This window comes from Thermoplasmatales archaeon, assembly GCA_014361245.1.
GTDB lineage: Archaea > Thermoplasmatota > E2 > UBA202 > JdFR-43 > JACIWB01.
This window is the reverse complement of record JACIWB010000030.1, coordinates 1-19,230: the sequence shown is the minus strand read 5'-3', so window position 1 is coordinate 19,230 and position 19,230 is coordinate 1. Positions and strand designations below refer to the sequence as shown.

Genomic DNA, 19,230 nt, shown 5'->3' with positions numbered 1-19,230 from the left:
TCGGTGATTCTGAGCGCAGTAGTTGGGCTGGCCTGGAATACGCTGAGCAAGCTTAAGTCACAGGTTGTTTGGGTTGTGATGTTGTATGTGCCTGCAGTGGCGTCTGGTTTAACCTTCAAGGTCAAGGTGAGTGTTGCGTTTTCTCCGAGTGGGTTATCGCTTTCGTTGTCGTCGTTGTCGTATGCTAATGTTCCAATTGTCCAGATTCCTGTTTGTGGGTTGAATGTTCCTTTGGTGGCTGTGTAGGATTGGTATTCTATGTTGTTGGGTAGGTTTATTTGCATTTTTGTGTTGGTTGCGTTTTCCACTCCCATATTCACAACCGTGACAGTATAATTGAACACCTGCCCTGGTGCTAGACTACCTGGTACTCTTGCCGTTGATTTCAGGTCTGTGAATGGTACTTGGATGTCTATTCTTGCGTAGTTGTTTGTTCTGTTTTCGTCGTTGTCGGCTCGTAGGAAGAATTGTCCTGTGAGTGTTCCGGTTCCGTTTACGAGGCAGTAGAATGTTGCGCTTGCTACTCCGTAATAGTTGTCTCCAAGGTACCATGTGCCATTGTTGTATGTTCCGTGTGTAACATTCACGCTTTCTATTTTGAGCCGTGGCGTGATATAGGCCTGCACCGTCACATTATTAAGGCTATAGCCCTGATCAGACGGGATAGTGTCCACTACAACCTCTATTTGGACATGGTCGCCCACTTTGGCAGTTGTTTGGTTTGTGTATACTTCATAGAAGTAGCCATCCGCCGCCGAAGCAGAACCTGTCATAATAAACAGGGCGAGGCCTAATAGCAGGATGGCTATTGGATATTTTTTCAAAGCTTACCACCTCCAATCCTTTTACGATAATATATTTTATAAAATTAGTATTATAAACTTTAAGGCCTTAAAACGGCTCAGATTCTAAAAAGAGCGATCAAATAAAACTCATATCAACAGAATAAATCCAATATTATTATAAAAAGATAATAAAAAAATATAATGCATACATGGACATTTCCCGCGCCCGAGCGCAAGCGAGGGCGCGGAGGTAACTTTCAAGCAACATTTACTGATATTTCACTTTGTTTAACAAATTGCCATTTTTAGCTTCATATTTTTCTATGTATATGCTGATGGCCTTTCTCAGTATTTCACTTTTTGATCTTGTTTCTAGATAGCTTAGGATTTCAAGTTTGCATGCTGTCCGCGCGTCTATGTATACTTTTTGCGTGTACATTTTTCTGTTAGTGTATATTCGTTCGATCTTTTTGAGCATTTCATGGATTTTGGTTATTTTGGGTTTTCTTTTCACCATCCCCTATTCCTCCACTTCCTCTTCTTTTTCTTGGGGTGTTGAATTTGCATTAGTTGGCTTACTACCCTGGTAAGTGGACTTATGGTAAACAGGGTAATAAACTGGATAATAGTCGGCCTGGCCATTGTTTACGACATCGATGAATACGCTACCATTTGGGAATGGATGGATCCACATGTCATTTGAGGGGTTGTTGATGCTTATGTGAAAATTAGGGTATGTCGAGTTTGTTGAATTGTGCCCTGTATTGTTTGTCCAGGCTGTTATCGCTGATGTGAGTGGTCCGTGGGGCAATAGTACTAGTATGGTAAGTAATGCGAGGAGTATGGTTGTTGAGAGTATTCTTTTTTCCCTGGCTTTATTGCCAGTGTATTTCCATTGTACGCCGTAGCGTTTTTCTTGTAATGGCCATAAAAACCGGCATCCTGTTGGTGTTATGCAATCTAAGAGTATGTGAGATAATATTCCTGCTGTTAGGGCCGCGCCGATTGTCATGTCAAGGAACAGATAAATCAGGATACATGGTATTATGGTGAATAGGTTGTGTAGTTGTCTTCGATGTTCATTGAAGAGTGCTTTTTCTGCGAAGTCGATTATGAGACTTGCGATAATTGTGATGATGAAGAATTGTATTGTCAGTTCTGTTCTGAATAGGTAGCCTATTATTGCCCCTATAAATATTGCGAAAATGGCGTGTGTGTACCATTTCATTCTATCTCGTCCTTATCTCATCCTTTCCCGCGCCCGAGCGCAAGCGAGGGCGCGGAGGTAACATCTCAAACATCAATTTGTTGCCACATAAAACCAGAAGGCGTACCATACTGTTCCCAAGACTATCATGATTGTGACATGTAATAGAAGGAGATGGGTTATGTCGTTCATGCGGTTCGCCTTATTTTTTGATCCAGAGCAGTGTTCTGGCTATTATCGTCCCAAACCATACAGATGCAAGTATGATGTAAGCCACTAGACCCGATAAATCCATTGCCACTCTCAGATACAAAAGGAATGCAACCGTCCCCGCAAATATAATTAATGGGACAGTTATATCTATAAATTCATCTTCACCGATTATTATCATATCCTTTAACAATCTGGCGTGGTACTTTTCTGTCCTTCCCCTTATGCTACAAAGTAATTGCACATTTTCTATTATGTCTAAGAAGATCCGCATCGTGCTCTTTGACATCTGCTGAAGATCATTGAATACTATGAGCGTGTCCGTGTTTTTTGTTTTCTTTTTAATTTCATTCACGATCTCGTTCGTCGTATACTTTTTGTATATTGTGTTCCTTGCCGTCTTAGTCAACTTTGAAAGTATTTCCGAAGCCACTTCCTTCGCAGGATTTATATGCTTCAAAAAAATCTTCTCATGGCCAGTTTCCAAGTCCATATAGTCTTCCACATCCTTGTACTGGATCGCAACATTTTCACCATCTTGTAGGTGCAAAATTATCTTTTTCTCCAAACTTTTCACCTCCGCGATCCCTAAATTAAATAGGTAATATTATTTAATTATTTTATATTAAAATCTTACGATTTCAAAAATTAGTATTATCAAATATTACTTTTCAACGGTGATATTATGCGACAATAGCTTTGACACCCCTTAACACCAAAGAAAAAAAGAACCACCAAAACAAGTAATTCGCAGCATAATATGGTGATTTTTCAACCTTTTAAGACACTTCCAGCCTATTGGCCGTAGAATAAAAAAATAAGTTTTTAGCACGTTTTTAGGTTGGTGGTATTTTCAGGGTTTCACCTATATATATAATATTTTTTCACCACTAGGGTTTTTTCTTCTTACTTCATATCCTCCCTATGGCTTATGTATGAATACTTAAGAGGAGAAGGTGGCAGGGGATCTTGCATCTCTTCAGAGAATCTTATGTAACATCATGTTTTGTATATCAATATTTGTGTTACATAAGATAAACGAGATTTATAAAAAATTCCCGCGCCCGAGCGAAGCGAGGGCGCAGCTAATCATAGGGCGGGTGGGTGGGCAGGGCCGGCCTTGGTGGGCTTGGTGGGGTTAATGGCTTGTTTGGGGTTGGTTTTGTTTGGTGGGTTTATTTCGTTATAGAAACGCATAACGAAGTTCTCTTCTAAAATGTATGTGTGGAAGTGTTTTCGAAAAAAAAGTATGTAACAAACGTAACAGAAAATATCACTGCTTTTTTGTCCTTTAAATTATTCTTTTTTTGTATTTTAGTTCTTTGAATGTTATTATGGTTTGGTTGTTTTTTGTTTGTAGTTTTCCTTCAAGTTGTTGGGTTAATGCTTTTATCAGAAGGCTTCTGATTTCCCCCCCCCCCCCCGGTGGCTGGTTGTGTTCCGTTGTGTGTTATGGTTAGTTTGTGTTCTTTTTTGTGTTTTTGTATTTCTGTTTTTATTGTGGTGGGTTTTGTTTTGATGGATTGTTGGAGTAATTCGTTGATGAGCATGGCTAGTGGTATGCTGGTTTCTAGGTTGAATTTGGCTTTGCACTTTGTTTGGAATTTTATGTTTTTATGTTGGGTTTTGAGGCCGTCTGTAAGTCTTTCTATGTATTTCTGCATGTCTATTTCATGTGCTTTGGTTTCGTAGAGTGTTTCGTGTATTGTGGCCATGGACCTTATGCGGTTTTGCACCTCGAATAGGATCTTTTTTGTTTTTGGGTCTGCTCTTTGGGCTTGAAGACTTAATAAACTTATTATAACTTGTAGGTTGTTTTTGATGCGATGGTGTAGTTCCCTTAAAAGGGCATCTTTCTCCTTTATGGTTTCTTCTAGCTGTTTTTGTGCTCTGATAAGGTCTGTTATTTCTGCTAAAGATATTATGGACTTTTCTTTGTCGAGTGGGATGATCCAACCAGTAAAATACTTGTTATCCTTTTTGATTTTTTTGATGTGGACAGGAGCATTATCTCTGAATCTTTCCCAGCAATCCTGAAGTTTAAAGTCTAGTTTTTCCATTCGCTTGTTCTTGTATATTGTTTTTCCTTTTCTGTCCAAAACTGCTATAGCATCCCCAATATTCTCCACAACACCCTCAAAGAATTGCCATGCGTCTAGGGCTTCTTGGTGGGATTTTGCTCTCTTCTGGTCCATCTTGTTAAGATGCTCAACCGCAACACTTATCATGATAAGGCTAGTGGCCAATGCCATCGCAAGAAGGAATATCCCACTTGGAAATGGTAAGTGTTCCCTCAAAGATAATATAACAGGGCCAATGATAATGATAATGGTTACAAGTGAAGGTATTAGGCTTCTTGCCATTTGACCTCCAGCATACTTCGAATGAAACGGCGCAACAACACCTTCACTTGGGTAAATGGACAATATACTTATACCAGCTAACAAATGCAACAAACTATCCAAGAACGGCATCTGAAGAATTGGAGAAGGTGACAAATCAGTCAAATAAGACACAACACTACAATATGCCACTATACCCACAACATACCCAAGGACTTGGCCAAAACCATAAAACCCAAACAAGAAAAACAGAAAAATTAAGACATACATGAAAAATAGGATTCCTGAAGAAGGAGGGGAGGTCAAAGCAGCCAATATAATGAAGGCAAGAAGAGGTATTATGGGTTTTCTTTGATCCAAACCCAAAAGGATCATGGAAGCTCCAACAACAGAAAATCCCACAGCACTAAAAATTTCTCCATCCAAAAATTTAATAGGTGAAATACCAACTATTATCATCCCCAAAAAAATTGAAAGTCGCCTCGCAAATACCAAAGAATCCACCAAGATCACCGATGATCCTTCGCCTTGTTAAAGGGATTTTCTTCTAAACTATATTAAATTTTGATAAAAATATTTTTCTAATTTTTTGTAGATCGTTTATGATTTCTTTTAGATTCAACATAAAAAAAAGAGTTTAGTAGGGATCGTATTCGATTTTGAGGATTTCAATGCCATTTTTCCCTACTTTGAACCATATGTCTCTATCGTTTTCTTCATCTATGGCTTGTCCATATAGATTTCCATGTTGAGCGAATATGATAGAGGCCCGTAGGAGTTCAGGGGTGATTTTGAGTTTTTTGGCGAGTTTTTCTTTTATTTTTTCCATTTCATCCATTTCTTCATTCTTTGAAGAAGTTTTTTGGGGGGAGTTCATAAGTCGAACCCCCTTGATATTGCTTTCACGGTCCCTATTACGTAGTAGGGGTTTTTTATTATGTCTTTTTCGTTGAGTGCGTTTCTTAGGTCTTTTATTCTTTCTTCTATTCTTTCTAGTTCTTCTATCGCTGCAATGAGGCGATAGTCTTTTTTTGCGTTTTGTTTTAGTATTTTTTTCATTTCGGATATTCTCATTTTGCGTCACCTCCGCTTTATGGGATAGTGGTACTATACCACTACCCCACTACCATATAGTATATAGTACTCTATATATAAACTTTTCGGTTCCCACCCTCCAAATCACAAATTGGAAGAAGGTGCGGTCCCTAATCAAAAAAATCTTATGTAACTAAATACATCCACAATGCGTTACATAAGACACCGAAAAAGCAACTCACAACCCCCTGCCACCTTACAACAAAAAAATGGAAGACATAGAAAGCTGGCCATGTTTCACATGAAATCTTCTTTTCATTTATTGTTGTTTTTTGTGCCGAAGCGCAAGCGAAGGCGCATCCCACCGTGACCGGAGCGGAGCAAAGGTCACGCATTCAAAAGGCAAAAGTCCCCCTCTCCCAAGGTAACCCTAAACTAACATTTATATATACACTACACCATATAATACTTTATACTGTTATACCCCTATGACTATAGGGGGAGGTGCCGGGTATGGATAAAATAGAAAGATTAAAAAAAGAGATAAGAGAACTCGAAGAAGACTTAGAAAAGGTAAAAACCACAGCAGTAAAAAACGTGATAAAAAACATGATCATCAGAAAAAAAGAGGCCCTAAAAAGGGCTATCGCCTTGAAGAAACTTGAAGAAGAAACTGAATAAAGAACGTGGGGATAAAGGAATTTTTAACGGGAAGTTGAAAACTTTATTTACATTTAAAAAATGGCGTGAGGTGAAACCTGAAATCCCTTTACATTTAAAATATCGTACCAGTCCTATAATATTTTTTTTCCCTCGGGGAACTAAAAGAAAACCTAAAAATTAGAAACTTCCTCCATTTAATTTAGAAAAATTTTTTATGCCAAAAATCGGTCAAAAAGGACTATGTGGGGATATTATGAAACTTGAAGAAGCAATAAGAAATATTGCAGAAGATGAAGAATTTGAGGGGCTAATAGAATACAATAGAGAAATAACAGCAAGAAATGTCAACGAGTGTCCTTTCTTAACAAGACTCGAACACCAAGAAAGAATTTCAACTACTCACATCCTGGAGATTTCAAGAGAAATTCAGAAAAGCACAGCTCGGATAATAGCAGAAGGTGAAGAACCACCCAAACCAAAATATTATGAACGGATAACAGCAAGGATGTCAGATTTTAAACATCCGCTCGAAATACCTGTATTGGGCCGAAGCAATGCAGAAATCATTGAATACCTTAAACAAGAAGTTCCAAATGGAATCATGGAAATCAGAAAATCAAAAGAAAAAGCTATTATACAAGGAGCGCCTTCAAAAGCTTTCAAAGGTCTCGAAGAAATAATACCAAAGTCAATGAGATTCACCGTAACCAGTGAAAACTCAAAAACACCAATATTAGACAAAATAATGGATGTAATCTATGATATTGCAGAAATTACCAGGCCAACTTTAGCATTATCAGGCATAAAAGTGACAGGAGAAATTTTCAAAGAAATGAGAAAAGAAAAAATTTATAGAGAAATTGAAGCGATCCCAAACTTGGAAGTCATGACCCTTAAACCTTATACAGGAACCTCAATACCTATTTTACCATCAAAACATGTTCCAGCAAACACTATTTACCTGCTAAACGAAAACAAATTACACATTAAAGATTATTTTAAAAAACCTAATCCAGAACCAGCAAAGAAAATACCAATTTTTTACAAAAAGCTTGCCAGAATTAAACTGACAAAATCAGGTTGCCTAGTACATTGTTCAACATTCTACACTACAGCACCACAAGAACACGCGAGAATTGACATTTCACATCCCAACAACATGAAATAAATCCAGCGCATTCGAAGCTACTAATCATTGGGGGGCTGAACAGGTATAATTTTCTCCTTTCCGAGTTTTTTTCCGATATACTTCGATTTGACCTTCTCGCCTTCACGCCAATAAGCATACCAGTATGGGCCATGGGGACACTTTGTGCATCCTTCTTTACCACACTTTACTTTTTCAAGTTGGTATGTTATTGATCGAACTACTTCTCTCGTCTTAACTTCCTTTTTACTTGTCTTAGATTCTTGGAGTTCTTGGATTCTCTTTTCAATGTACTCTTTCATCTCCTCTAACTTTTCTATGCTTTTCTGCCTGTCCACAATATCCCTGAAAGTTTTGATAACCATCCTTATTCACCTATGGTTGGGTCTTGGTGTTGTTGTTGGTCGTGGCCGTGATGCGAGGTTGGCGTCGTCATCTTCGCTTGCAATCCCTAATAATGCAAGGATTTGGTATCTTCTTGCGTAGGTTATTGCGGATCCCACTGATTGTGGTGATCCCTTACCCTTTGTTTCTACTTTCATGTAGAGTGGACTTGTCTTCAATGATTCCCCGCTTTCATGTATGAGATGTGTCCGCACACATACAACTCCTTCAGGTGTGGATCCAACATCCTGGTAAAGCACAAGCCCATTTTTTGCCAAGAGTGGCCTTACAAGATTCAGAATGTCTGGTAGTGGAGCGTATTTGCTCCTGTAGTATGGGTTTATTTCCGTGTTTTTAGGGTTTCTTATTTCTTTTTGCACTTCAAGAAGTGCCCGTACAAGATTCTTCCTATTTTCCATTTCTTCCATTTTTATGTCACCTCCGCGCAGGGCAAGTCGCCCATGGTTCCCATAATATCTTATGTAACATGTCATATATATACTTTGTTACATAAGACACTTTTAAGAGAAAAAAATTCTCTACCCTTGGAAAAAAATATGTGGGGGAAGGGGCTTTTTGCATCGATTCGCGGAGGTGACGCAAAAAAATAGCCCCCCACCCCCTAAAAAATCATCTGTTCTTACCCATATATAAAGGGAAAATTTTTTCGTTTTCGTGCATGGCTCCCAAAAAAAGGGAGAGATGAAAAAAATATGGGGGAAAAGAAGAGAGGGGAGAGGGGCCCGGGGAGAGGGGAGAGAAGAAAAGGGGGGAGAAGACTACAAAGACCTGCGAATAGCCTCCAACATCACATCGTCATCAATTGTCGACGATGGTGTTACAAGCCATCTTACGCCTTTTCCGCGGCCGCGGCCGATGATTTCAATTTCTACCAGGCCGTAAAGTTCCAGTTCCCGTAATAATTGGGAGAGTCTTCTTTGTGTGAGGTTGTTGCTTCCATATTGTCTTGCGAGGTTGTTGTAGATTTTGTATATTTTTGTTGGAGTTTTTTCATTGGATGTTAGAACAGCATATAACAGTAATTTTTGGTTTTCTCTGAGCTCAGCTATGCTCCTTCTTATAAATTCAACCTCAACTTCATCCTGCGCATATCTAACATCATTTTCCGTGACTTTGTCCTGTTTATTCCTTATCGCTATATCCGCAGCAAAACTAAGAAGATCTAAGGCATATCTTGCGTCACCATTTCGTTGAGCTGCCAAGGCCGCGCATAATTGTATGACCCCTTCTTCGAGCACTCCAGGATTGAATGCCTTTTCTGCTCTGTATTCTAAAATTTCCACTAACTGTGGTGCATTATACGGCGGAAAATTGATCTTCCTTGGTTTAAAGGATGATAAAACCCTAGGATCGTCAATCATGTCCATAACCGTAAGCTTGTTGGAAAGGGCCACAATGCAAATGTTGGGTTCCCTGGAAAGATGATAGAGTAACCTGTCACCATCTTTTGCCAACACCTTATCAACTTCATCAAGTACAAATATCGCCTTTCTATCTTCGACTTTTTCGCGTATTTTATCTATTACATCCATGAACCCAAAACCGCGTTTTGCAGTGTCTGCTATAGCAGTAGCAACTTGATATGCTGTTCCCTCAGCTGTAACATATTTTATCAAAGAATCTGTGTGTTTTTCAAGTTCATTCAAAACATACCTCGTTGTAACGGTTTTACCAGAACCTGTAGGTCCTACTATCAAAAGATCTGGTGGTGTGGCCCCATCGAGGATATAACCAAGATATTGGCTTATAACTTCGACTTCATCTTTTCTATCTTGTAATGTGTCGGGGACAAAAAGTGGGCTGAGCACGTCCCTGTTTTTGAAAAGTTTAGGCCTTTTTTCAAACATTTTTTTGTCACCTCCGCGAAGGATTACAAATCGAAATTATGTCCTCATATTTTTAATTTTTTCATTTTTAATATATGTTTCGATTTGAAAACAAGTATTACTCTTGTAACAAGAGCTAATTCCTCCCCAAGATATTGACACCAAATTTCGAATTGTAATAAGTTAAACCTTACTCCATGCTTCAGTTGAACAAGTTATAAAGTATCAAGGAACAAACCAAATATTCCCATAAAATGAAAGCAAATACATTTGTACTGACGCTCACAATTAATCTACTATTTGCTTTAAAGCCCAGAAATCTCGAGACCCCTTTTCAATGAGGTCACTTATGACTTTTTCACATTTTTCTTTGTTTTCTTCATTTGAATTATATATGACCTTCATGGCTTCATACCAACTGTCATCCTTTTTTATAATTAAAAAGTAACCTTCATTCCTTCTTTTGATGATTCCTTCTAGGAACAAATGTATTACATCAAGAGTTCCTTCAGGACATTTTTTTGCAAGTTCAACAATTGATTCCTCAAGTCTAAATATTTCCATGTGCCCGTTTGTTTTTCTCAAAATTTTCTTTAGTCTCCTGGCCAGCCAACATGCTTCAAAGAATTCTGGATGGATCCAAAAATCAAATCCTTCAAAAATTGTTTTATCCTCATAATGTTCGAGCATCCAGTCCCACAGTCTCTTTAGCTTTTCCTTTGATTTAATAGGGGGATTATAGTTCAAAATAAGCCCGATTTTTTTCACAAAATAACTAATCTGCTCATGGTCACTTTTATTCAAAAATTTATCAAAGAGTTTGTGTCCAAAATCAAAGGAGTCAAAAAATACGTAAGCAAGAGCTAAATGTTGAGCAAGGCCTTCACGTGGATCAAGATCATATTCCCGATCCGATGGTAAATCAGTCAAATCAACACAGTGCTCATATAATTTCTGTAAAACAGAATCAAAGAACATATCTTTATGTAAACCTAAATCCATTACTCCTTTGAGATAGCCCTCCCAAGCTGAAATAAATAAATTGAAATCTTCTTTCCTAAAGATCTTACCAATTTGTTTTTTTATCCATTTAATATCTTTGAAATAGAAAAAAGGGAAGTAATAACCGAACAAAAACATTATTGAACGGGTGTTTTCTTGCTTTAAAAGGGATTTGTACATTTCTTTTATTTCATCTGGAATTTTACCCTTGAGTGATACGTAATTAACCATGCATTCAAACGCTCTTCCTCTAACAGAATTTATAGCTATAAAGAAAGAAGAGTTTGCACGATAAATGCCTTGGTGCCTTACATTTTTTTCATTTTCATCTTGTGGATTAGGATCTGGATAATTTAAAAGATAATTTATTAAATCCAAAACATGAACGTGATTCTTATCAAGGTCAATTATCTCGGGGCATTTTTTTAATATTTTACTTAATAGATCGCATAAACGTAAATGAACTTCCCTCCATGTAAAATTCCAATAATCATGCTTTTGATCTTTAAATGAACGATGTTCCCCATATTTTTTAATTTTAAGTAAAAAATCAATTAAATATCCTGAATAATCTTTTAGTTTGCTTTCTTTACCTTCTTCAATCACCTCAACCAATCCTTCAATAAAACCATATGTATATGCTGAGTGAAGGCCCTCTGGATCAAAAAATAAGCTTGAATTAACTAAGTAACTGTCCAATCTTTTTTTGAGATCATTCTTAATTAATTTAATAACACCTTCAGTATTTATAGGTCTAAGAAAATTTCTCGGTTCATTCTTTTTGGATAAAGTTTGTGGAGACCATTCATTACGCAGTTTATCAACTATAGTCTCAATTGGTAGTCTAGAGAACTCCTCTTGTGTAATTGGCCCTTTTGGTCTTACAACACCTAATCTGGTTTTTATTTTTGGTAAATCTTGATGATTTGTTGAAAAACCCGCTCCATTAACCTTAATTTCAAATTCTAATTTGTTGAAATTAGTTTTAATCCGAGAAAGTATAGCAGAAGCGTATATCAAACCTCTTTCATCGTTAAAACTACTGAAATATTCAAGAACTCTGTTTAAATATTTGTACTTTGTGGTCTTAGGGAGATATTGGAATCCCTTTTCTAAACAAGCCAAATATTCGTCCAAAATGATTTGATTATACTTTTTAGTTTTAAACAGCCTAAAAAGGCAATCTTTGAGTTCTTCTTTGAAAATATTTGGATTTGATGCTGTGATGTAAAGTTTCAAGCGCCATGATAATTGACTATCTGGCAATTGGAATACCTTTCTATAAACTTTCAAGTACTTTGCTTTTGGATTCAACCTATCATTAAGAAGTTTAATGGTCTGAATCAACTTTGAGATGCTGTAAAATTCCCTTAAATCCACCTGGCCTAATTTGTCAGAAAAAATATCATTTCTCCAAAGGAGACCTCCGTCATCCCATTCAAAAACTATATTAGCATTCTTGTCGCTAAGAGTCATCAGTACACCTTCAAGTGTATTTACAGTTAAAGAAAAGGCCTTCTCAACGAAATTATCATTAACATCAACCAAATGATCAAAAACTTTCATGAAAGAAAGCTCATGATCATCAAAATAAAAAGGGCAAATGTATGGGAAATAGTATCCTCTTTCACCTTTGAGTTTCTCTATTTCATTCCGTATTTCATCTTTCGATTTAACAGACAAAATTATGCTTAGAAATTCTAATAATGACTCATATTCTTCTTTTTTGTTTAATTTTGTTAATATTTCTTTATACCGTAAAGCGTGTAAATTGTTGGACATTCTTATCCACTGTTCTTCCTTAATTTTTTTAATTAAAGAAGAAATACATTTGGCAGGTAAATTTACCAGAATCCTTAAAATTAAATCAATTGCTATTTGAGGACTTTCACTATCATGCACTGGAAAATCTTTAATGATATTTAAAATACTTTTGGGCTTCTTTTTAGCTACTCTAGCAATATAATCAATCTCTGGTGGAAAATATCCATTCAAATATGTTTCAACAGCGCCCGAAATATCTAGAAATCCGTTTTCCCAAAGAAAATTCAACCAATGTTCCTCTGTCTTATCATAAAAATACTGTTTTGAATCTAAATTAATCCCTATTATTACTTCAATATCTTTCTTTTTTGATTTTTTTGGCTTTGTTTGTGTAATAATATCAATCAACTTATGTATGTAAAGCTGCTGGAGACTGAGAACTCTATCGAGGGTAAGGACAAATTTTTCAATTAATTCTTCAAACTCCTTTTCTGAAAAATTTGAACATTCCTCTTTAGAAAATTCTTTTGGATTGCTACAATGATGTGCTAAATCTGATAACTTCCCATAAATACTTTTCAAAGTTCTAAAGATCCCTCTGAAATCCTCAGAATCAATTTTTTTTGAAAGATTATTATCATTTATATATTTATTAAAAATTTTTAAAATATTATTCTCGCTTTCTTTTGAAAAAAACGGGTATAAAATTTCCCTACCAGTGTGAGCTACCTGGCTCATCCAATCAGGATTAGATCTGCACTCTGGCCTCATAGCATAATACATACCTTTTACCAAATCAGAGGCCTTATAATTGAGATTATAACCTTGATAAAAAACATCAAGACTTCTACATAAGTTATGAACTCTAGACGGTAATTTAATGGGAGGCAACTTATTGTTCATTAAATACCTCCACAACATATTTTTTTATTAAACTATTTAAATTGTCTTAATTTATTGCTCAATATGATACATAAATTGCAAGCAGAGTAAGATTTCGACCTGTAAAATTATGTTTACATGGTGTGAACTTCGATTTGTAAAATTTTTCATTTAGATATAGACACCAAATTTCGACTTGTAACAAGAATAAACCCCGCCCCAGGAGAAATTTTCGACTTGTAAAAACACCAGCAAAATTTCGATTTGAACAACTTCTAAAACAAAACAGAAAAAACAAACAAAAAACAAGAAAAAATCAAATAAAAATTGAGGATCCTATTTCATGTCAAAAAAATGCAGATAAAACATCATTTTTTGATTTAGAGTTTGTAGAAGATATCTTATGTAACTATTATATACATATTATAATATATTTTGTTACATAAGATATATAATATTCCGACCTGCGAAACCCACTTACAAATCGAAATTCACTCTCTCAGACTAACCTAAACCAAGCAATACACTCCCATTACAAATCGAAATCTACTCTCCCAATCTCCCCAGTTTATAAAAAATCAATTTAAAAAATATTAACTTTGGTGGGGTACATTCCTGTTACAAATCGAAATTTAGTGTGTGACTGAAACTAGAGTGGATTGTAAATATATTAAAATTTAGATTTACAATATAAATTCAGTGGTTAAAATGGCTTTATCTATGGATGAAATTAAACAGATGATTGATGACGCCGTTATAAATGCGAAGGAGGCTAATACGCACCAAGCAAAAATGATGGTGCTGTCTCGTTTTCTTGAAGAACTTTTCGGTATCAAACTTGTTGAACTGATCCCTGGTATAGAAAAAGCTCTTAGAAGTAAAGTAATGGGTGTGAGAGGGAAAGCAGATTTAATTTTTTCTGATATTGTTTTTGAAATGAAAGTTGACCTAGAAAGGGAATTTGATGACGCCAAAAGGCAAATCAAGAAGTACCTCCAGGCATTATATGAAATAGATCCCAGCGAAAAAAATATTGGGATAATAACAGATGCCATAGAATTTGAAGCATATTTACCAATAATCGAAGACAATCAAGTAGTAGATCTTAGGAAGATAAGCCATTTAAACCTTGAAGAAGAGTCTCCAGAAGAAGTCTTCAAATGGTTCGATTCGTTCCTGTTTTCACGATCACAGATTAAACCTTCGGCTCATGATCTAAAAGCAAGATTTGGGCCGGGAAGCCCGACATACCATTTAATCGTCGATGAACTTGAAAAACTCTGGAATAAACTTGGAGATAGAGAAGATATAAGACTTAAATTTGATTTATGGCGTAAAAACATGGAAATAGTATATGGAAGCGAACCAAAAACAGAATCTTTCATAGATAACACGTATCTAGTAACCCTTGTAAAAATAATAGTCTACCTAAAATTAAACGATGGTGCTAGCTCCCTAGATGACATACCACAAGTTCTATCAGGTGAATATTTCGACTTGTATGGCATCGAAAACTTAACAGAAGAAGATTTCTTCACATGGATCCTAGACCCCAAAATAAAAAACAAGGCTATAAAATTAGCCAGAGACCTCACAATGGAACTAAAAATATACAATTTTGCTGATATCGATGAAGACTTCTTCAAAGAAATATACGAAGAAATTATCGGAAGAGGTCAGAGACACAGGATAGGAGAATATTATACTCCTGAATGGCTAGCAGAACTAACCTTAATAGAGGCCATAAAAGCATGGAAAAAGCACAATAGTGGCTTTCCAAGGATTCTAGACCCGGCTTGCGGTTCAGGAACCTTCCTAACAAATGCGATCCAAATCATGAAAAAGACAATAAGAGAAGATCCTGAAGGTCTCCTAAGTTTTATATTAGATAATATAGTTGGGGTAGATGTTAATCCGCTTGCCGTTGTCATTGCAAGAGCCAATTATCTCATAGCTTTAGGTGACTTGATCAAGTACAGAAAGGGTGAAATAAATATACCGGTATATGTGGCAGATTCCATAAAAATGCCAAAAGCTCAGATTAGTATCGTTGAGGGAGGGAAAGGACAAGGAACACTTGAAGTTTATGAAGTATCTGCAGATGACGCACGTCTCAGGATACCAAAGGATATTTTCATCAAAAAAAGTTTATTTAATAAAATTTTCGAAGCAATCAAAAAAGCCATAGATGAATATAGAAGATCCAGAAACAAAAGAGATGCCTTAAGAACTTTTGAACGTAATATGCCATCAATACCTGAAAATGAATTCAGGTCGTTAGAATCAACATTTAAAACCATTATAAATTTGATAGACCAAGAAAAAGATTCTATTTGGGTTTTCATCCTAAAAAACTTCTACGCCCCCATAATGTTCTCAGAATCCAAATTCGATATTATAGTCGGTAACCCTCCATGGATAGCAATGCGATACATCGAAAACAAAAAATACCAAGAATTTGTAAAAAAGAAAATATTAAATGCTGGTTTACTTACTTCACAAGATACAGAACTCTTCACCCACATGGAAATGGCCACGCTCTTTTTCTCTGAAGCCAGCAAGTCATACCTCAAGGAGAATGGTGTAATAAGCTTTGTAATGCCAAGAAGCGTTTTAACCGGAGCAGAACAGCATAAAAGATTCCAAAGATTCGAATTTAAGCCTTCAATGAAACTCCTTAGAATATTTGATCTGGAAGATGTAAAGCCACTCTTTAATGTGCCTTCATGTGTTCTCGTAGCCCTCAAGGAAAAGAAGACAGAGTATCCCGTCCCACTCATAAAATTCGAGGGTAAGTTACCCAAAAAGAACATAAAACTGACAGAAGCAGAACATTACCTATCTTTTAAAAAAGATCAATATTATCCATTAGTCTTAAGTGGTAAAAAGAGCTGGTATTACGAGAGATTTAAACAAGGCGCGACGATAGTACCAAGGCCATTTTGGTTCATAGATTTTATCAGTCATCCTAGATTTGGTATAGATCCGAGAAAACCTTTTTGTAGATCATCAGAAGACGCATTAAAAAATCAAAAAAAAGATTGGGGTTCAATAAAAGGCAAAGTTGAAGAAAAGTTTATATATGCAACCTTATTAAGTAAAGATCTGCTTCCCTTTGGTTATTTCAAACTTTCTCCAGTGGTACTCCCAATAATACCTACCAGTAGAGGATATGAAATTCTTGACACAAATGCTTTAAGAGACAGAGGATATTCTCAAATGGCCCAATGGCTAGAAAAAGCACAAAAATCATGGATAAGTAACGCCACAGAGAGAAACTTAAAAGAGCATCCGAGAGTGATTACATATTTAAATTACCGTAACAAGTTGAGTTCGCAAAATCCTGAGGCCAAACACATAGTACTATATAATAGTAGTGGAACTAACATTTATTCTTGTGTGATCAACACAAGCGAAATTGAAAAATTAAAATTCAACAAGAAAATCAAACCTAGTGGATTTGTAGTTGATTACACAAGCTATTTTTATGCAACTTCTAGTGAGACAGAGGCACATTATATTAACGCTATTTTCAATTCTAATGTATTGAATGAACTTAAAAAACCATTACAGGCGAGGGGCAGTTATGGTGAACGACATATAAGTAGAACGCATTTAATGTTTCCTATCCCTAGATTTGATGAGAGAAATGGAGTTCATAAAAAACTGGCTCTATTAAGTAAAAAGTGTCACGAAGAATTAAATAGGATAAAAAGTGGGCTTGATGTAAAGGGTGTTTCATGGCAATTGCGAGATAAGATTAGAGAGAAATATCTTGGAGGGTATATTAGAGAGATAGATGAATTGATTTTAGAATCGAAGATTTTAGAATGAACCGAAAGATCATTCTTTTTTTGGTTTTTCTATTGCTTTTCTCTTTGTCAATTTTTCTAGGATGATTTCGAATATTCCTCTGTTTTGTAGTCTTTCTACTTCATTTTCTAAGTGGCTGATTTGTTTTTCCCTCTTTTTGTACACTTCTTCTAGGTGCCTGTATTCATTTTTTAATTTGTCATAGTCGGCTTGTATTTGGCCTAGTTGTTTTGTTAGTTGTCTGTTTTCTTCTAGTATCTTTTGATGTTTTTGGTGGGTTTCTATTAGTTCTTTGAATTCTGGTTTTGGGAGTATGCATATTTCTTCGTCGCATTTGAAGTCTTGTGATTCGACTTCTTCTTTTCTGAGGTTGATTGTATATTGTGTGGTGGTGTATTGGCGGCCTTTACGTTTGTATTTACGTTCATAACATTTGATTGTGGAACTTAAATATTTCATATTGTAGTCTATTGTAGATTCTACAATATAATATTGTAGTCTATTGTAGATTATGGATAGTCTACTAGATATTATTTGGGTGTTTATTGTAGTCTATTGGTGGTCTACTGTATTCTATTGGTATGTTACAGTAGATTATTGTAGAGTCTATTGTAGTCTATTGGCAGGTTACAATAGTCTATTGTATATGCTGTTAAAAAGAAGTTTTAAGAGTGACTTGAACAATAATGCGGATTGTGGGGGGCTTGATTTTAATGCCCTATTTGATATGTGACAATTGTGATACTTTTTATCCAATTGAGGATGAAGAGGAGATATTCGAAATTTGTGATTGTGGAAGCAAACTCAAATATTATGAGACTCTACTTGAATATTCGGAATACGCAAGGTCACAGGAGCCAGAACCGGTAAGAAGGTTCCTAACGTTGCGAAGAACTTACACTGAAAACAAAGCTTATGATTATAGACTAATAGAGATCATAGGAGTAAGTATGGGCATAATAGGTTTCATTTGGTTAATAAACGGCTTCTTATTGGCCATTCTCAGTGTATTTGCAGGTATAATAATATTAATATATGGTATATGTGAAGGATACAGTTGGAAAAAAGGATTAGAAGGAGAAGAGATAGTAAATAATGAATTAGAAAAATTACCTGAGGGTTATTTTATTTTCTATGATGTGAAATTACCTGGTGACACAGGGAATATTGATCATGTAGTAATCGGATCGAACGGGATCTTCGTAGTTGAAACTAAAAATTACGAAGGTGAATACCTCATAAAAGGAGATGAGTGGTACTTGAAAGAGGGCAGCATATTAAACCCAAAATGGAAAAAAGTAACTAGAAGACCTGGTAGGCAGGCAAAAGCCAACGCAGTGGCTTTAAGGAACTTCTTAATAAAAAATATTGGTACCAGGAGACCTTGGGTTCATGCCATTGTCGCTCTCGTAGGCCAAAGGCCCTTAAGAATAAAAACAGAATACTATACAATTTTACAACCGCAAGAAATACCAGAGTTCATCACAAACAAGAAGGGAAGACTCACAAAAAATTTCAAGGAAGAGTCCATAGAGGTAATCGGCCCGTACAGTGCAGAGATTTCATTCATGTAACACCTTTCAAAAAATAATTAAAATAATGAAAAGATTAAACTGCGAGTCTCTCTTGTAATTGCTCTGATACTATCGTACCAAAAGAAAACATCATCCCTTTCGATTTTTCTGTATCCAAAACAAAGTATTTTCCAGCATCTTCAAGTGCATGTAGCGGGTAAAATGCTGTCATAACATTATATGTGACAAGATATGGCCTTGCCTTGAATTTGTAGGTTAGTGTTTTGAACTTCCAAATGTGTCTTTTCAGTATTTTGAATTTTTCCTGATATGGTAGTAGTATCATGAATAAGTAAATTGCTTCGCCGTCGCCTGCTATTGCAAGATGCATTTCAGCATCCCTTAGTAATCTCATTTCAAAGTCATATTCTCTGAGTTCATTTCTGATTTCCGTAATTTTTCTTGCCCTTTGAAAATTTTCAATACTATCAGACATGATAACGGGCCTCCTTTGTTTGTTTCTTGGGGGAAAAAATAATAATTCCCGCGCCCACGCTGAAGGTCCGGGGCGGCTAATAATATGTTGGGGGGGGCGGGTATAAACATAGATGTGTTGATTATATGGTATTGGTTGT

Annotated in this window: 16 protein-coding genes; 4 read left to right on the top strand and 12 right to left on the bottom strand. The window is 36.0% G+C overall.

Going from position 1 to position 19,230, the window contains the following annotated elements; all coding sequences use genetic code 11:
• The 6 genes from H5T45_05595 to H5T45_05570 form a co-directional block, all read right to left on the bottom strand.
• The coding region (locus tag H5T45_05595) for a DUF11 domain-containing protein (protein MBC7129186.1) at positions 1-824 on the bottom strand (824 nt) is incomplete at its 3' end.
• 481 nt (positions 825-1,305) lie between these two features.
• On the bottom strand, positions 1,306-2,013 hold the full coding sequence (locus H5T45_05590) for a metal-dependent hydrolase (protein ID MBC7129185.1): 708 nt from the start codon (positions 2,011-2,013) through the stop codon (positions 1,306-1,308).
• A 181-nt stretch (positions 2,014-2,194) separates the two neighbouring features.
• Positions 2,195-2,770 (bottom strand): hypothetical protein, encoded by a 576-nt coding sequence (locus H5T45_05585; protein ID MBC7129184.1) that lies wholly within the window; start codon positions 2,768-2,770, stop codon positions 2,195-2,197.
• Positions 2,771-3,569: 799 nt separating this feature from the next.
• Positions 3,570-5,048: a hypothetical protein gene (locus H5T45_05580; GenBank protein ID MBC7129183.1), complete on the bottom strand. Its 1,479-nt coding sequence runs from the start codon at positions 5,046-5,048 to the stop codon at positions 3,570-3,572.
• 133 nt (positions 5,049-5,181) lie between these two features.
• A complete protein-coding gene (locus H5T45_05575; protein ID MBC7129182.1) occupies positions 5,182-5,421 on the bottom strand; it encodes a hypothetical protein in 240 nt (79 codons plus the stop codon).
• A complete protein-coding gene (locus tag H5T45_05570; protein MBC7129181.1) occupies positions 5,418-5,618 on the bottom strand; it encodes a hypothetical protein in 201 nt (66 codons plus the stop codon). Before H5T45_05570 ends, H5T45_05575 begins: the two co-directional genes overlap by 4 nt.
• A gap of 474 nt (positions 5,619-6,092) precedes the next feature.
• Here H5T45_05570 and H5T45_05565 point away from each other — a divergent pair, with 474 nt between their 5' ends.
• Together H5T45_05565 and H5T45_05560 are read left to right on the top strand one after the other, a co-directional pair.
• Positions 6,093-6,260, top strand: a complete 168-nt coding sequence (locus H5T45_05565; GenBank protein MBC7129180.1) for a hypothetical protein — start codon at positions 6,093-6,095, stop codon at positions 6,258-6,260.
• A gap of 235 nt (positions 6,261-6,495) precedes the next feature.
• Positions 6,496-7,410 carry a hypothetical protein gene (locus H5T45_05560; GenBank protein ID MBC7129179.1) on the top strand — a complete coding sequence of 305 codons (915 nt, stop codon included), beginning with the start codon at positions 6,496-6,498 and terminating at the stop codon, positions 7,408-7,410.
• Between the two features lie 20 nt (positions 7,411-7,430).
• Here H5T45_05560 and H5T45_05555 read toward each other — a convergent pair whose 3' ends face one another.
• The 4 genes from H5T45_05555 to H5T45_05540 form a co-directional block, all read right to left on the bottom strand.
• Positions 7,431-7,754 (bottom strand): hypothetical protein, encoded by a 324-nt coding sequence (locus H5T45_05555; protein ID MBC7129178.1) that lies wholly within the window; start codon positions 7,752-7,754, stop codon positions 7,431-7,433.
• A gap of 6 nt (positions 7,755-7,760) precedes the next feature.
• On the bottom strand, positions 7,761-8,267 hold the full coding sequence (locus H5T45_05550; protein MBC7129177.1) for an ERF family protein: 507 nt from the start codon (positions 8,265-8,267) through the stop codon (positions 7,761-7,763).
• Between the two features lie 285 nt (positions 8,268-8,552).
• Entirely contained in the window at positions 8,553-9,641 is a 1,089-nt protein-coding gene (locus tag H5T45_05545; GenBank protein ID MBC7129176.1) for an AAA family ATPase, read from the bottom strand.
• A gap of 267 nt (positions 9,642-9,908) precedes the next feature.
• Positions 9,909-13,289 (bottom strand): hypothetical protein, encoded by a 3,381-nt coding sequence (locus tag H5T45_05540; GenBank protein MBC7129175.1) that lies wholly within the window; start codon positions 13,287-13,289, stop codon positions 9,909-9,911.
• Between the two features lie 678 nt (positions 13,290-13,967).
• On the opposite strand from H5T45_05540, the gene H5T45_05535 reads away from it, so the two are divergent.
• Positions 13,968-17,102, top strand: a complete 3,135-nt coding sequence (locus H5T45_05535; GenBank protein ID MBC7129174.1) for an N-6 DNA methylase — start codon at positions 13,968-13,970, stop codon at positions 17,100-17,102.
• Positions 17,103-17,111: 9 nt separating this feature from the next.
• On the opposite strand, the gene H5T45_05530 is transcribed toward H5T45_05535, so the two are convergent.
• A complete protein-coding gene (locus H5T45_05530; GenBank protein MBC7129173.1) occupies positions 17,112-17,540 on the bottom strand; it encodes a hypothetical protein in 429 nt (142 codons plus the stop codon).
• A gap of 254 nt (positions 17,541-17,794) precedes the next feature.
• On the opposite strand from H5T45_05530, the gene H5T45_05525 reads away from it, so the two are divergent.
• On the top strand, positions 17,795-18,655 hold the full coding sequence (locus tag H5T45_05525; protein ID MBC7129172.1) for an NERD domain-containing protein: 861 nt from the start codon (positions 17,795-17,797) through the stop codon (positions 18,653-18,655).
• A 34-nt stretch (positions 18,656-18,689) separates the two neighbouring features.
• Here H5T45_05525 and H5T45_05520 read toward each other — a convergent pair whose 3' ends face one another.
• The gene (locus H5T45_05520; GenBank protein MBC7129171.1) at positions 18,690-19,091 is read right to left on the bottom strand and encodes a hypothetical protein; all 402 of its coding nucleotides are present in this window, start codon (positions 19,089-19,091) and stop codon (positions 18,690-18,692) included.
• Positions 19,092-19,230: the final 139 nt, after the last annotated feature.